The organism is Terrimonas ferruginea DSM 30193, assembly GCF_000425585.1.
In the GTDB taxonomy this organism is placed as follows: domain Bacteria; phylum Bacteroidota; class Bacteroidia; order Chitinophagales; family Chitinophagaceae; genus Terrimonas; species Terrimonas ferruginea.
Map to the genome: position 1 here is coordinate 165624 of NZ_KE384398.1, position 15527 is coordinate 181150.

The 15527-nt window shown below is 45.0% G+C and carries 11 protein-coding genes; 10 read left to right on the forward strand and 1 reads right to left on the reverse strand.

Annotation, left to right across the window (positions count from 1 at the left end):
* Positions 1–197: 197 nt before the first annotated feature.
* The 4 genes from H608_RS0112860 to porT all read left to right on the forward strand — a co-directional run bounded on the left by H608_RS0112860 (position 198) and on the right by porT (position 4479).
* The gene (locus H608_RS0112860) at positions 198–1472 is read left to right on the forward strand and encodes a sugar isomerase (protein WP_028788030.1); all 1275 of its coding nucleotides are present in this window, start codon (positions 198–200) and stop codon (positions 1470–1472) included.
* Positions 1473–1631: 159 nt separating this feature from the next.
* On the forward strand, positions 1632–2996 hold the full coding sequence (locus H608_RS0112865) for an FGGY-family carbohydrate kinase (protein WP_028788031.1): 1365 nt from the start codon (positions 1632–1634) through the stop codon (positions 2994–2996).
* 35 nt (positions 2997–3031) lie between these two features.
* Positions 3032–3781 (forward strand): bifunctional demethylmenaquinone methyltransferase/2-methoxy-6-polyprenyl-1,4-benzoquinol methylase UbiE, encoded by a 750-nt coding sequence (gene ubiE / locus H608_RS0112870; RefSeq protein ID WP_028788032.1) that lies wholly within the window; start codon positions 3032–3034, stop codon positions 3779–3781.
* Positions 3748–4479, forward strand: a complete 732-nt coding sequence (porT, locus tag H608_RS0112875) for a type IX secretion/gliding motility protein PorT/SprT (RefSeq protein ID WP_081658884.1) — start codon at positions 3748–3750, stop codon at positions 4477–4479. The genes ubiE and porT overlap by 34 nt, the downstream gene beginning before the upstream one ends.
* 232 nt (positions 4480–4711) lie before the next feature.
* Here the strand turns inward: porT and H608_RS0112885 are convergent, their stop codons facing one another.
* Complete coding sequence (locus tag H608_RS0112885) at positions 4712–6400, reverse strand: hypothetical protein (protein ID WP_028788034.1); 1689 nt, start codon at positions 6398–6400, stop codon at positions 4712–4714.
* A 27-nt stretch (positions 6401–6427) separates the two neighbouring features.
* On the opposite strand from H608_RS0112885, the gene H608_RS0112890 reads away from it, so the two are divergent.
* From H608_RS0112890 to H608_RS0112910, 6 genes are all read left to right on the forward strand, one after another.
* Complete coding sequence (locus H608_RS0112890; protein ID WP_245565759.1) at positions 6428–7780, forward strand: dihydroorotase; 1353 nt, start codon at positions 6428–6430, stop codon at positions 7778–7780.
* Positions 7781–7989: 209 nt separating this feature from the next.
* The gene (locus H608_RS0112895; RefSeq protein ID WP_028788036.1) at positions 7990–9306 is read left to right on the forward strand and encodes a MutS-related protein; all 1317 of its coding nucleotides are present in this window, start codon (positions 7990–7992) and stop codon (positions 9304–9306) included.
* A gap of 37 nt (positions 9307–9343) precedes the next feature.
* Positions 9344–10921, forward strand: a complete 1578-nt coding sequence (locus H608_RS0112900; RefSeq protein WP_028788037.1) for a M1 family metallopeptidase — start codon at positions 9344–9346, stop codon at positions 10919–10921.
* A 1075-nt stretch (positions 10922–11996) separates the two neighbouring features.
* A complete protein-coding gene (locus H608_RS24390; RefSeq protein ID WP_155990159.1) occupies positions 11997–12272 on the forward strand; it encodes a hypothetical protein in 276 nt (91 codons plus the stop codon).
* A gap of 286 nt (positions 12273–12558) precedes the next feature.
* Positions 12559–12831 carry a hypothetical protein gene (locus tag H608_RS0112905; RefSeq protein ID WP_028788038.1) on the forward strand — a complete coding sequence of 91 codons (273 nt, stop codon included), beginning with the start codon at positions 12559–12561 and terminating at the stop codon, positions 12829–12831.
* Between the two features lie 477 nt (positions 12832–13308).
* Positions 13309–15507, forward strand: a complete 2199-nt coding sequence (locus H608_RS0112910) for a hypothetical protein (RefSeq protein WP_028788039.1) — start codon at positions 13309–13311, stop codon at positions 15505–15507.
* Positions 15508–15527: the final 20 nt, after the last annotated feature.

Here is a 15527-nt window from a genome sequence, read left to right on the forward strand (position 1 = left end):
TCTTTTTTCGTGAATCGTCAATCGTGAATCGTGAATAAGTCAATAAGTGAATGCTGAAGCTCTTGATACCCTCCTGGCTTCTTGATTACTTTGCGACTTTGCTTCTTATGTATCTTTGCGTGAACCCTGCTTCTTCTCTCGCAAAGACCACCGGTATTACTTTTGAATTTTTAATTTTGACTTTTGAATTACGCGATATGATACTTGATCAAAATACTTTACACACGCACAACGACGCCGGAATTAAATTGCATCAGCAGCAACTGTCGCATATCCGTTCGGTGACTGGTAACGCAGATGTGATCATCGAAAAACTGAAAGCTTTCCAGGTAGCCATTCCCTCCTGGGCATTGGGTACGGGTGGCACGCGCTTTGGCCGTTTCAGCGGCGCGGGAGAACCCGGTTCACTCGAAGAAAAAATTGCCGACGTTGGTTTGTTACATGCCCTCAACCGCAGCAGCGGTGCCATTTCCCTGCACATCCCCTGGGACATCCCTTCAGACGCTGCGGCTATCCGCCAGCTTGCGGCAGACCATGGCTTGCGCTTCGATGCCGTTAACTCCAATACCTTCCAGGATCAACCCGGACAACAACACAGCTATAAATTCGGCTCCCTGCAACACACGGACAAAGCCGTACGCAAACAGGCGATCGAACATAATATTGAAGTGATCAGACACGGCGTAGAACTCGGCTCCGATTCACTGACCGTTTGGTTAAGCGATGGCTCCAGCTTTCCGGGGCAATTGAGCTTCCGCAAAGCATTCAGCCGTACGCTGGAATCGTTGGAAGAAATTTATGCTGCACTGCCCGACAACTGGAAAGTATTTGTAGAATACAAAGCCTTTGAGCCGAACTTTTACTCCATGACTGTTGGCGATTGGGGACAATCATTGCTGTTTGCCAACAAGCTCGGACCAAAAGCTTATACCCTGGTTGATCTCGGACATCATCTGCCCAATGCCAACATCGAACAGATTGTGGCTTTGTTGTTGCAGGAAGGCAAACTCGGCGGTTTTCATTTCAACGACAGCAAATACGGCGACGATGATCTCACGGTCGGCAGCATCAATCCGTATCAGTTGTTCCTGATCTTCCAGGAACTGGTGGATGGCATGGATGCACGCGGCATGAATCACGCGCGGGACCTCGGATGGATGATCGATGCGAGTCACAACATCAAAGATCCGCTCGAAGACCTGCTGCAATCGGTGGAAGCGATCCAGTTGGCTTATGCGCAGGCATTGCTGGTGGACAGCATTGCTTTGGAAAATGCACGCAATAACAATGATGTGGCACAGGCACAGGAAATTCTGCAAAATGCTTACCGCACCGATGTACGTGCATTAGTAGCCGAAGCACGCCTGCAGGACGGCGGAGCGCTGCATCCGCTGCGTTTATTCCGCGAAGCCGGCATTCGCAGGCAATTGATTGGACAACGCGGAGAGCGGTCTGTGGCTACAGGACTGTAAACGATAGATTACGCATGAATGTGGAAATATGCCCTGCTACGCAGGGGCCATGTGAAAATGTGATTATAGAACATCCTTGTATTTCATTTCCACATTTACATATTTTCACATTTACACATTACTGCTGTCAGCAAGTGTCGTTTAATATTTCAATCTAACATGTCAAAAAAAGCTGTCATCGCCATATTCGACGTAGGTAAAACCAACAAAAAGCTTTTCCTTTTTGATGAGCAATACCAGATCGTATACGAAAAAACAGCGCGCTTCACCGAAACAATCGATGAAGATGGTGACCCCTGCGAAAACCTCGACAGCCTGCGGTTGAGTGTGTTCGATTCGCTGCGCGATATTTCACAGCACAAGGATTTTGAAATCAGGGCCATTAATTTTTCTACCTACGGAGCCAGTTTTGTTTACATCGATAAAAACGGGCAACCGCTGACACCGCTCTATAATTATCTCAAAGCCTACCCTGAATTACTGCGCAACAATTTTTATGCGCGATACGGCGGCGATACCGTACTTGCACACGAAACTGCTTCGCCCGTTTTGGGTAGCCTCAATTCCGGCTTGCAGTTATATCGTTTGCAACAAGAACAACCTGCAATTTTTTCCCACGTCAACTATGCCCTGCATCTGCCGCAGTACATGAGTTACCTGCTCACGGGCGTTGCCAGCACCGACCTGACGAGCGTGGGATGTCATACACATCTCTGGAATTTCCGCGAGAACAATTATCATCGCTGGGTGGAGCAGGAAGGCATTCTTTCTAAACTGGCACCACTTCGCCGTTCAGACGAAGTCTTTCAGGCGAGCTTTCCCGGTAGTCAGTTGCCCGTTGGCGTGGGCCTGCATGATAGTTCGGCAGCCCTCATTCCCTATCTCGTAAGTTTTGAAGAGCCTTTTGTTTTATTATCGACCGGCACCTGGAGCATCAGCCTCAATCCATTCAATCACGATCCGCTGACAACGGAAGAATTGCAGCAGGATTGTCTTTGCTACCTGAGTTATAAAGGCAGTCCGGTTAAAGCTTCACGTTTGTTTGCGGGATATGAATACGAACAGGAAGTAAAGCGCATTGCGGAGCATTTTCACCAACATCCGGCCAGGTATCGCAGCATGGTCTATGATCATGAACTGGCTTTGCGTTTAAAAGATCGCGGATGGGCACCTGCCGTGGCAGGCGAGCGGGATCTTTCGGTTTTTGAAAATGATACGGAAGCCTATCATCAATGGATGGTCGACCTGGTGCAGCGGCAAACTCAATCCACGCAACTCGTGCTGGGCAATACGGGTGCACGCCGTGTTTTTGTGGATGGCGGTTTCAGTAAAAATGCCGTATTCATGAATCTCCTGGCAGCCGCCTTTCCGGGTATGGAAGTATATGCCGCGTCGATGGCGCAGGCCACGGCGGCAGGTGCCGCGCTGGCCATTCACGACCACTGGAATCAGCGGCCCCTGCCCAACGATCTGATCCGCCTGAATTACTACGCCGCCCCGCGCGTTCAGGCTGGCAAATCCTGATAACCACCGGAGTTTTCTTCCTACCTTTGCGGGTCATGGCAAACACCTTACCGCACGATAATGTGATACCGTTCCGGGATTCGGACAAGAGCAAGAAAGAGCAGGTAGCTGAGATGTTCGACAGCATTGCGCCCCGTTACGACCTCATGAACCGCTTTTTGTCGGCCCGTATCGACGTATCCTGGCGCAAAAAAGCCATCCGCCTGCTCGGAAAAGACAAACCCGCACACATACTGGACATCGCCACCGGCACCGGCGACATGGCCATCATGGCGGCAAAACTGATCAATCCGCAACAAATCACCGGTATCGATATTTCTGCAAAAATGCTGGAGTTTGGCCGGAAAAAAGTTGAGAAAGAAGGACTTGGCAATAAAATCCAGTTACACCTCGGCGATTCCGAAACAATAAATTTCGCCGACAATACGTTTGATGGCGGGATGGTAGCTTTTGGCGTGCGGAACTTTGAGCACCTGGAAAAAGGATTATCCGAGATCATGCGTGTGCTGAAACCCGGCGCACAACTCGTGATCCTCGAATTTTCCAAGCCACGTCAGCCGGTCCGGAGCCTGTACAATTTTTACATGAATGTGCTTGCCCCGCAAGTGGCACGATTGTTTCGTCAGAATAAAAAAGCCTACCAATACCTGAAAGAATCGGCCGATGCATTCCCAGAGCGGGATGAATTGGTTGGCATTTTAAACAAAACCGGATATTCCGATACCCGTTTTCAATCGTTAAGCTTAGGCATATGCTGCATATACACCGGCCGAAAACCACTGTGAAGTTTGTAACTGTTTTGGTGCTGATCTTCGGTCTTACCTCTTCGGCCATGGCTCAACGCGAGCTGAATCTTCCCGAACACGATCAGAAACCTTATTATTTTGGCATTACCATTGGTGGTAACATGTCGCGTTTTCATACCGAACTGCATCCGCGTTTCCTGCAGGATGATTCCGTCTATGTAGCCGAGCCTAATAACAACGGTGGCCTGGCGCTGGGGCTGCTGGCAACTGCCCGCCTCTCCGACCGCTTCCAGCTGCGCTTCAATCCGCAACTGATGTTCATCAACCGGAGTCTGCGATATAAACTGAAATTCCCCGATCAGGATGGTGAAACGGAGGTAACGAAAAACGTGGAGTCGGTGACAGTGAGCTTCCCTATTCAATTGAAATTTCAATCCGACCGTATCGGTAATTTCCGTGTATACATGATGGCTGGCCTCAAAGGTGACATCGACCTGGCCAGCAATGCGCGCGCACGTAAGGCCGATGACCTGGTTAAACTGTGGAAATATGATTTCGGACCGGAACTCGGTCTGGGTTTCAACTTCTATTTTCCCAGTTTCATTCTTTCTCCCGAATTAAAAATCAGCAATGGCTGGCGCAATCTCCATGCCCGCGACGAAAACCTCAAATATTCCAGCGTGCTCGACCGCATTCAATCAAGGATGATTGTGTTGAGTATTCATATTGAGGGATAATGAGATAATTTGAAAATTTGATGATTTGATAATGGGCTGTTGCGATCCTCATTTTCAAATTACCTGATTAACTAATCAGAACTCAAATACTCCAGCGTGCTGGATCGTATACAATCGAGAATGATTCTGCTGAGTATTCATATTGAAGTGTAAGCCAATTTGATGATTTGAAAATTTGATGATGTCTATCTCAAACTCCATTTTCAAATTTTCAAATCCTCAAATTACCACATCAGAACTCAAAATCCCTCCGATGCATATTCCATCTTACACCGAAGCTGAAGATAGCGGTGTTCTGCTCTATGATGGGTGCCGTTTTGGTTTGCAGCCGGCGGATGACCATATTACCTTCTACAAAAAGATTTTCACGGAGCTCATAGGAAAGCAACAGGGAGCCGTACAGCACATTGGTCTTCCAGCCTGAACCGATGCTGTACCCATAATCGCTGCCGCGATACGGTGGTTCGTTGGGCAGAAAAATATTGCTGCCGTAACTCACCGCGCTTGAATCGCGCCCCTGGGTGTAGTAAATCAATTTTCCCAATACCATCCAGCGCGGTGCCGGCTGATAACGCAGAATGCCCATTGTTTCACTGAAATTGGCCATCAGCGGATGCGCAAGCGGTTGGTTGTAATGTGTGTAGTTGGCTACAGAATCGCGGTGCGAATAAGTGAAGGGACGCACCCGGTTGTGCTCCAGCTGCAAATCGAGGTTTTTGATACCAAAGGCATCGATGTACTTGGCGCCTACCTGGATACCCCATTTATTGGCCCACCAGCCATTGCCCGCACGGACCTCGGACAATTTGAACTCATCCAGCATCAATTGCCCGTAAAATTGAAATTTACGCGCCACGTTGGCTTTGAAATCAAGGCCGGCCACACCATTGTCCTCACTGCCATTCTGCTGCTCGATGGAACGATAGAAAATCACGGGATTCAGGTAACCGAATTCAAATTTATTCTGACGGCCGAACACGATGCCCTCAAACAATCCCACATTCAACCATTTCGTAAGGTTGATATCGAGGTGGTGCATGGCCGCATATTTTTTGCCTACCAGGCGGTCGGTGAGACGGCTGTCTGCATTGCTCAACTCCATGAACAGGTTCTGGTAATTGAATTTCCAGATGCGCGTATTGAGTTTGAGGAAAAGGGTATTGTTGGAAAAATCGCTCAGGAAAAGACTGCGCTGACCGCTGCCAATAAAATTTTTATCATAGCCAAATGCCACATCGATGTATTTGGTTACGTTGAAAGTGATATAACCGCGCGCATCAAAATAATCGACGCCGCCGGTTGCTTTAAAGTCTTTGTAAAAACCTGCGCCCGGCACCGCCGTGCGGTCGGTGATGAATTGCTGTACATACAAGGGATCGCGTTCCTGGTTGTCGGTTATATAAGCGGCAAACCCGATCTTATCGGCGATCTTTCCACGCATCGACACACCGCGCGTGTTCAGGAAAAGATGCTGGTCATTGTCTTTTTCCTTTGAAATGGTATACTGAAATACAGGGTTGACTATAAAATCAAAATCCTTTACATGTACTTCGTAAAGATTGGCGGGGGTAGTGTAAAAGTTTTTGAGAATGGGTTTCCGGCTTTTGTACTGTTCGCGTTGCTCCGGTGTGAGCCATTCGAGGTTGTTGCGGTAAATGCCTTGTACATTATACTGATCAACGCGTGAGAGTCCGGCGCTGTCGTGTTTCAGAAAATTATTGACGCCATTGATCACATATTTATTCCGGCTGTAGGGTCTGGTTTTGGAGAAATTCAGCACCGAATCGCGGCCGGCTTTAATTTCCAGTCTTTCGAGCAGTATGTTTTGCTTATCCCCCTGCGGCAGATAGGTTGTCTGGGCATAGCCAAAAGAAGGCAACAGGATGAAGGCAAGTCTTACAAGGGTTTGCTTAAATTGCATACTGGTAATATAATATTAGAACTGATAATGATGCAAATATATCTGATTAAGCAAATACAGGTAGTAAACGAAGGACTTATCCGTACGGCCGATGTTTTGATCCGCGACGGGCGTATTGACAAAATAGCGGATTCCATCGAGGTGCCGGCGGACCTCGCTGTCAAAGAAATCGATGGTGAAGGCCGCTACCTGCTGCCGGGCGTAATCGACGACCAGGTGCATTTCCGCGAACCGGGTCTCACCCATAAAGCCACGATCGGCACCGAAGCCAAAGCCGCTGTAGCGGGTGGTGTTACCAGTTTTATGGAAATGCCCAATACCATCCCCCCGGCCTTCACGCTGGAACTGCTGGAGCAGAAATATGCCATTGCGCAGCAAAACTCCCTCGCCAACTACTCTTTTTATATCGGCACCTCCAATGAAAATGCAGATGAAACCTTGCGGGCAAATGAATTCCGCGACCAGATCTGCGGTATCAAGATCTTCATGGGCTCTTCTACCGGCAACCTGCTGGTGGATAATCCGTTGACGCTGGAAAAAGTTTTTAGCGAAAGCCAATTGCTGATTGCCACCCACTGCGAAGACGAGCGCATTATCCGCCAAAACCTGGCCGCCGCCCAGGCCAGCGGCCGCGAACTGACCGCCGCCGACCATCCGGTGATCAGGAACGAAGAAGCCTGCTTTGAATCATCCTTCTACGCCATACAACTGGCCAAAAAATACGACACACGCCTGCATATCCTGCATATCAGCACGGAAAAAGAATTGCAGCTCTTCAGCAATATGCTGCCCTTGCGCGACAAACGCATCACCACGGAAGTATGCGTACATCATTTACATTTTACAGCGGATGACTATGCAGAACTGGGAAACCGCATCAAATGCAATCCCGCCATCAAGGCGCCGCACAACAAGGCTGCGTTGTGGGAAGCTTTGCTGGACGACCGGCTGGATGTTATCGCCACCGACCATGCGCCGCATACCTGGGCAGAAAAAGAAGAACCTTATTTAAAAGCGCATGCCGGCCTGCCATTGGTGCAACACTCGCTGGCATTGATGTTGTACTACCACCAACAGGGCCGCATCACCCTGGAAAAAATTGCAGAAAAAATGAGTCATGCGGTGGCGGAATGTTTCCAGATCCGCGAGCGGGGTTATATCCGCGAAGGTTATTTTGCCGATCTGGTGATCGTTGACCTCAACCAACCGCAAATCATCAGCAAGGAAAATATTTTGTATAAATGTGGCTGGAGCCCGCTTGAAGGGCAGGAAATGCCGGCTTCCGTTACCCATACATTTGTAAATGGCCATCTTGTTTATGGAAATGGTGTATGGGATGAATCAGAGAGGGGCGCGAGGCTGAAATTTGACAGGGCTTGAAGAATGTGAAAATGTGCCGCCGCTTTGCGGCGGATGTGTAAATGAAATACATTGACCCTTCGAGAGGCCGAAGTATCGGCCTCAGGGAGCACCTTTCGAGAGACTCACGGAGCAAAGACTGGTTGACCTATTTGACCATTCACCATTGACCATTCACCATTGACCATTCACGATTTTGACTTTTGAATTTTGACTTTTGAATTTGTAAAATGCAGATCGACAACATATCCATCAACGACATCTCGATCTTTCACCAGGAAGAAGAATTTTCCATCTTTCACCGGATGAATTTTACGCGTACCTCGGGTGGTAAGGCCTGGTTATACAAATACTTCAATGAACCGTTCAGCGACATCCAAAAGATTCGCGGCACGCAGGACCTGATCCGCACCCTGCTGACCCGCATCGACAAATGGCCCTCAGATATCAGCAACGGCACCCTGCTGGTGATGGATAAATTCCTCGATTACCCGCTCGATCCGGTAGGCGCCAAACCAAATGAACTGCAGGCGGCGCTGTACCGTCTGTTGCACGGTGCCGATTACTCGATGATCAAATATTCGGTTACCCACTTCGCCGATTTTTTTCGCGGGCTGAAAGTGATCCTGGGTCTGCTCGAAGGCGCTAAACTTCCTGCCGGTCCGCAATTATATGTAGACCGTGCCAATCAACTGCTTCGCGAGGAAGCTTTAAATAAATTGTCGCAGATTCCACGGGGCCAACTCATCGACCGCCGCGACAATCTCTATTTTGCGCATAATCTCCGTGTGCGTTACCGGCATAGCGTATTAGAATTGATGGAAATCTTTGGCCGTCTCGATGCATGGTATTCCATGGCCATGGCGGTTAAAACTTATAACCTTAGTTTTCCTGAATTTGTGGAACAGGAAACGCCGTTGGTAGAAGCCCGTCAGCTTTACCACATCATGCTGCCGAACCCGGTGCCCTACGATCTGCTGATGAATCCGCAACATCATTTTCTTTTTCTTACCGGCGCTAACATGGCCGGTAAAAGCACGCTCATCAAGTCAGTGGGTGCCGCGGTATTCCTGGCGCACCTGGGCATGGGCGTACCGGCAGGTTCCATGCGCCTCACGTTGTTTGACGGCCTGGTGAGCAACATCAACGTGATGGACAATATCGCCAAAGGAGAAAGTTATTTCTTCAACGAAGTGCAACGCATCAAAAACACCATTGAAAAAATCAACAACGGAAAAAAATGGCTGGTGCTGATCGATGAACTATTCAAAGGCACCAATGTGCAGGATGCCATGAAATGCAGCCTGGCCGTGATCCGCGGTCTGCTGCGCATCCGCAATGCCCTCTTTATTTTATCTACCCATCTATACGAAATAGGCGAAGAACTCAAAGACCAATCCTCTATCACATTCCGTTACTTCGAAACCAATGTGCACGACGATCAGCTGTCTTTCAGTTATCAGCTCCGCAATGGTATCAGCAACGACCGGATTGGTTATGTGATACTGAAGCGCGAAAAAGTAGTGGAAATGCTGGAAAAGCTGTAGCCGCAAAATGGCTATTTTTGACCTACAAGTATTGTGTATGAAAAGAAGTTTGCTCGCGCTGTGTATATTGCTGGCCACGGTAGCCCTTGCCCAACCTCCTGCTACCGATGTACTCCATTATAAATTTCAACTGAAGCTTTCAGATAATTCGGATAGTATCGATGGACAGGCAACTATCCGTGTGAAATGGTTGCAGGCATCCGACAGCCTTGCACTCGACCTGACGGGCTTTGACGCCAAAACCGGTAAAGGCATGAAGGCACGCCTGATGGCCGGACAACCCTATATACTTGTGCAGCAAGGCAATAAAATAATCATCCGTAGCAAAAATGATATTACCGCCGGTGAAGAACGCGAAATAAATATCCTTTACAGCGGCGTGCCGGCAGACGGATTGATCATTTCCAAAAATACTTATGGCGACCGCACCTTCTTTGCCGACAACTGGCCCAACCGTGCGCACAACTGGATTCCCTGCGTGGATCAGCCGAATGATAAAGCATCTGTTGAGTTTTTGGTAACGGCTCCCGATCATTACCGCGTGGTATCCAACGGGAGATTGCTCACCGATACCCTCGTCAGTAAAGGCTGGCGCTTCACACACTGGTATGAAAAAGTTGCCTTGCCCACCAAAGTAATGGTGATTGGTGTGGCGCGTTTTGCCGTGGAAGAAGCCGGTAAAGCGGGCAAAGTGCCGGTAAGCTCCTGGGTGTTTCCGCAAAACAAAGAATCCGGCTTTGCCAACTATAAAAAAGCGGTGGATGTACTCAGCTTTTTTGCCGACTACATTGGCCCTTATGCCTACGAGAAGCTGGCCAACGTGCAATCGAAGACCATCTTTGGCGGAATGGAAAATGCAAGCGCCATCTTTTATTATGAAGAATCAGCGATCGGTGTACACAGTGAAGAAGAACTGATTGCCCACGAGATCGTGCACCAGTGGTTTGGCAACATGGCTACGGAAGAAAACTTTGCGCATCTCTGGCTTAGCGAAGGATTTGCCACTTACCTCACACATTTTTATTTAGGTAAACAATACGGACCGGACAGTCTGGCAAAAGGAATGGCCAAAGACCGCGACAGAGTGGTGGCTTTTGCCCGGCGCTCGAAACAACCGGTGATCGACTCGCTGTCGCCTTATATGGAACTGTTGAATGAAAACAGTTACCAGAAAGGATCGTGGGTGCTGCACATGTTGCGGCAGCAAACCGGTGACGATGTTTTTCAACGCATCATCCGTCAATATTATAAAGAATATGGAGGAAAAAATGCGCGCACGGAAGACTTTGTACGGGTAGCGGAAGAAGTAAGTAAACTGTCGTTGAAAAACTTCTTCCAGCAATGGCTGTATCGTGCGGGTGTGCCGGTGTTATCGGTGAAATGGAACTACGATGAAGCAGCAAAAAAAATACTGCTGACCGTTAAGCAACAGCAGGAACAGCTCTATACCTTCCCGATGGAATTTGCGGTGATGGATGATGAAAGAAGGTTGTCGTTGCGCAAATTTGATATCAGTCAGCGTACACAATCTTACTCGATTGATGTAACGGCCAAAGGAAAGGTAACGCTGGTAGCGGACCCGGACGTGAAGCTGTTGTTTGCGCGGGAGAAATAAAGCGGAGGCTTACTGACTTATTCACCTATTGACTTATTGTGGACCGCCGTTCACTCCCGTGGTTCGTGTATTCACGAACCACCTTCCCCGGATTGTTTGCCCAAGATTGAATCACCACATCTTCATCCGACAAATAAACGCTTAGTAAAAAAGCAGCATAATCACACCATAGTTTGAGGTAAATCCCATTGCACTGACCTGCATCGGAATTACCTTTGTAGTCTACAATCGAAACGCCGGTGCGCCGGCATAAAAGCCGCCGCTGGGGGCATTAATAACCAAAGGGGTCGTCAGCGGCATTTTTTTTTACCTCGCCTTGTATATACTTTTAGAAAAAAACATACTGCGGTTTGTCTTGACGACTATCTACTTCAACTTCCGTGGTTCGTGTATTCACGAACCACCAGCCGAAGATTCGTTTGCTCACGATTGAATCACCACATCTTCATCCGACAAATAAACGCTTAACAAAAAGCAGCATAATCACACCAAAGTTTGAGGTAAATCCCATTGCATCAACCTGTATGGAAATTACCTTTGTACTCTACAATCCGACACCGGTGCGCCGGTACGAAAGCCGCCGCTGAGGACCTAATAACCAAAGGGGTAGTCAGCGGCATTTTTTTTACCTCGCCTCTCATTTACCATATCCAGACGACAACAATATCTTAATTGATGTTTGCATGTGTTTGCCCAAATTGCCCTCTGTGGATCTTAGTTGATGGTTAAGCCATCGCGACTCCTTTCGATAAACACCGCTATCGTAAAGATTAAACATACGAAAGCCGTCACGAAGACCTAATGACCAAGAGTAGCCATCTGTTCTATTAGAACATCTGTAATTTCAACCTTATCAATGACCGCCTAGTCGTCTTTATGATTGCCAATTAAGCTTAGATTTTCGAGGTCTAAATTCCTGATTGTTCCTCGACAACGCACGTCTACACCTGGCAGATTTTCCACCCAAAGGATCAGAATGCAAAACATAATTAGGAAGAAAAAAAACAAATATCAAGCGTATAAAACACATTGTGCCACTTTATTTCAACTATAATTTTGACTAAAATTTTAAACTATGTATAAAGACAATCCAGACATTTTTAATAGTATACTTCATTTAAAAGGTGAAAGAACTCAAGAGTCATTAATTAACTATTTAGATCTTTTCTTTTATGACTTTCCATTACATGTAGTTCGTGAAACGCTTTCAGAAATGCTAAAGTCATCACTTTACTCTGAAAATACAGCGTTTTCTAAGCCAAGACAGCGACAGCATCTACTTTGGTTCTGTAGAGAATTGGAAAGACTAGTTGAAGTTGCGGAATGTCTTCGCACAAAAGATTATCATTAACCGGAGGACAACTTGCGTATCTGGACTTTGTTTTCTATTTTTCAGAAAACTTTATATTATGAAAACAAAGTCGAAATCTTCCAGAATTTCTGATTGGCCTCCAATCTTAGATTTGATCTTTTCATTTGAAGAAAGTTAAGCAGATTGATTAAAACGTTAGCCCTTCTGCAACATAGCTTAAAGGGCTATCGTTTTAATTAATACAACTTGAAGCAGTTAATAACGCGATAGAATCAGGCGCTTGATTATCATCCCTTAGCCCCAAAGGAAGTATAAATAACTAGAAATGATGCCTAACAAAAGAATCAAATACCATCCAATTAAAAAAATCATCGGTTCAGACAATGAAATTTATCAACTGAGAATAGTTGAGACAAACGCTTCTATCAACGTCGAAATAAATTTGGAACTGGGGAAAAATATTGCTCAACTGGAAACAATTTCTTTTAAGTCGATAAAGTCCATCAATGAAATCATAGATGACCTTAAAATATATATTAAATCAATGTCTCGACTGAAAGCAGTAATAGCAAGTAAAGGAGGAATTTTCAGTTTTTAATAGTCCTCGATCTAAGTCATACGGGATTACTGTGAATACAAAAGGTAATTTAAACTCGATTAACCAGCAGATTTGACAAAAAATGACTATCTCAATACTTGAATAGTTCTGATTGCTCCAACACGAAATTTCTAGTTGAATTAGATAATTATCTTTAATTACCTCCGTAAGTAGCGCGAAAACTTCTAATATAAGTTAGAAGCTGCATGTGCTAATTCTCATACACTAGATCAGGCATTTAAGATTAATTGACTTTTCTAACTCTGTATATTAAAAAAAATGACACTTGCATCATTAAGAAAAGAGGTTTATTTTTAAGAAACCTTAGTTATGAAAGCTCACGTTAAACGAATTACTCATTCGCCTCCTTAATTAGAAATCCTCTTCATATATGGAGAAGATCAATTGACCTACTACCGCCGCCCCTACGCTCTCGGTAATATTTACATAATTCATTAATAACTCATTACCTTTTCCATGGAAATTAAAGAAGAAGCAGCAAGCTTTGCTTTAAAATCAATAGATGATGGTTGGATTCTTGAAGAATTTGCACTGAAAATTCTCACCGCGAAATTTATATATGAATTTATGCCTGCCGGTGGTGTCAAAGACAGGGGCATTGATGGCTTAGAGCATAGCTTTGAACGTACTGGATATTCTAGACAAATATTTCAAATATCTACAGAGAAAGACACCGAATTTAAAATTGACAAAACTTATAAAACATTAGCCGATAACAAGATCAAATTTGATGTACTTACGTATGTCACCAATCGCTTCGTCAAAAACAAAGACAAGTTGATGAATGACTTCTATGACAAAAACCAAAAGCAATTAAAAATCTATGACCTGCCTTGGCTTATTGCATCTATTTACCACAATGAAAGCACTCGCCAGGCTTTCGTCACATTAATTGATAGCCACTTCCATGAGTTTAACAAACCTGGGAAATCATTTGTAGTTTCCAATATCGAAAATGATTCAAGGCTATTTGTTTTCTTACGGCAACAGTTGGATAGCAAATCGTCAAAATTCAAAATAGATGAACTTTTAGCAGAAAGCTTAATAATGTTTGCCCTGGAAGGAACTGACCCGAACAATGGCATTTTTCTAAGCGAAGAACAAATACTCAATTCGATCAGGACTTATGTACGTTTCGATCCTAGAATGCTTCATGAAACTATATCCAAACGACTATCCCAGCTGTCCAAGAAACCCAGGAAAATACAGTTTCACGCAAAAAATAAAACTTACTGTCTTCCATATGAAACCAGAGTTGAAATAACCCAAAGAAACCTGTCCGACAAAGAACTGGAGGCAACCTTTTTTCAACAGACAGAAGATACCCTAAAGAAATTTCTGAAGGAAAATCTGATATCGGTTCGAGATGTAGCTGTATTAGTCAACGAAGTAATACAAAAAATCTTCTATAATCAGGGACTCGAATTCTCAAATTTTGTGTTACACGGAAAAAATCAGGAAACAGTTGAGAAAGATCTTCAAGGAACTATCGCCGGTGTTGTAGATGAAAGTTCAGTCGTTCTTAAAAACAAGCAAATTGTAAAGACTGGCTTATTAATGGCTTTACGAGATATTATCTACAACGGAACGTTAGAACAGCGAAAGTACCTTAAAAGTCTCTCAAACACATATATGATGATGTTTATGTTGCAATGGAACCCTCAAATTGCAATGTACTTTGAAAAAATGTCTACGAAGTTGAAAGTCTACGTATGCACTTCAATTATTATTCCTGCACTTTCCGAATATTATTTAAATGAGCAAAATAGAAGACATTGGGGGCTGTTAAAAGCCTCCAAAGCTTCCGGGATAGCCCTAATCGTAAGCGATGCAATAGTTGACGAATTAGTTCATCATTTTCGAATGATTAAAAACAAGTATGAATCTCAGTTTAGACACGATGAGTCGGTATACCTTACAGATGAATTACAGCAGTTGTACATTGATGAAATATTAATCCGCGCATACTTCCATGCTAAAACTAGAGGGTCTGTGTACACCTTTTATGACTTTATAAATAACTTCTGTGACCCTGGCATGCTAAATCCAAAACAGGAACTAATTGATTATCTTAAACATGAATTTGGAATTACTTATATCACTGACGAAAGTAACAATGTTAAAATAAATCAGCATGAGGAGGAGATACTAACAGCAAAGCTTGAAGAAAAGAAAACTTCAAATAAGGCGAGAACAGATGCGAAAATTATTCTAACTATTTATCAGCTACGTCAAAAAAATAATGAAGCTGCTAATGGCGGTATATTTGGATTCCGAACATGGTGGCTTTCCAAAGACACATCAACATATTGGGCGGTTCAAGACATTTTAAATCATAAATATTCAATGAGTTGTTATATGCGCCCGGATTTTCTCTACAATTATATCGCGCTTGCACCTAAACGAAGTGAAGTGGATATGATGTATAAGGAAATATTTCCCAGTCTATTAGGCGTCAATTTAAGTTTTCACTTACCGAAAGAGGTTACAGAATACGTACAGCAAATAATACATGAGCATTCAACAAAAAATCCTGCTAGAATTAAAGCGATTATCGCTCAGTTAACCCATCACCTACAGTCAGATCCTAGAAACAGAAGTCGTAAGAACGTAAAGCACTTTTTGGACGAACAGTTAAAAACTATTATAAACTAAAGTCGTCTTTATAGAAAAGA

Coding starts and splice junctions, on each gene's coding strand:
- H608_RS0112890 (WP_245565759.1), top strand. CDS start 6,428: ATGATGCAAATATATCTGATTAAGCAAATACAGGTAGTAAACGAAGGA.
- H608_RS0112860 (WP_028788030.1), top strand. CDS start 198: ATGATACTTGATCAAAATACTTTACACACGCACAACGACGCCGGAATT.
- H608_RS0112895 (WP_028788036.1), top strand. CDS start 7,990: ATGCAGATCGACAACATATCCATCAACGACATCTCGATCTTTCACCAG.
- H608_RS0112910 (WP_028788039.1), top strand. CDS start 13,309: ATGGAAATTAAAGAAGAAGCAGCAAGCTTTGCTTTAAAATCAATAGAT.
- H608_RS0112900 (WP_028788037.1), top strand. CDS start 9,344: ATGAAAAGAAGTTTGCTCGCGCTGTGTATATTGCTGGCCACGGTAGCC.
- porT (WP_081658884.1), top strand. CDS start 3,748: ATGCTGCATATACACCGGCCGAAAACCACTGTGAAGTTTGTAACTGTT.
- ubiE (WP_028788032.1), top strand. CDS start 3,032: ATGGCAAACACCTTACCGCACGATAATGTGATACCGTTCCGGGATTCG.
- H608_RS0112905 (WP_028788038.1), top strand. CDS start 12,559: ATGATGCCTAACAAAAGAATCAAATACCATCCAATTAAAAAAATCATC.
- H608_RS0112885 (WP_028788034.1), bottom strand. CDS start 6,400: ATGCAATTTAAGCAAACCCTTGTAAGACTTGCCTTCATCCTGTTGCCT.
- H608_RS0112865 (WP_028788031.1), top strand. CDS start 1,632: ATGTCAAAAAAAGCTGTCATCGCCATATTCGACGTAGGTAAAACCAAC.
- H608_RS24390 (WP_155990159.1), top strand. CDS start 11,997: ATGTATAAAGACAATCCAGACATTTTTAATAGTATACTTCATTTAAAA.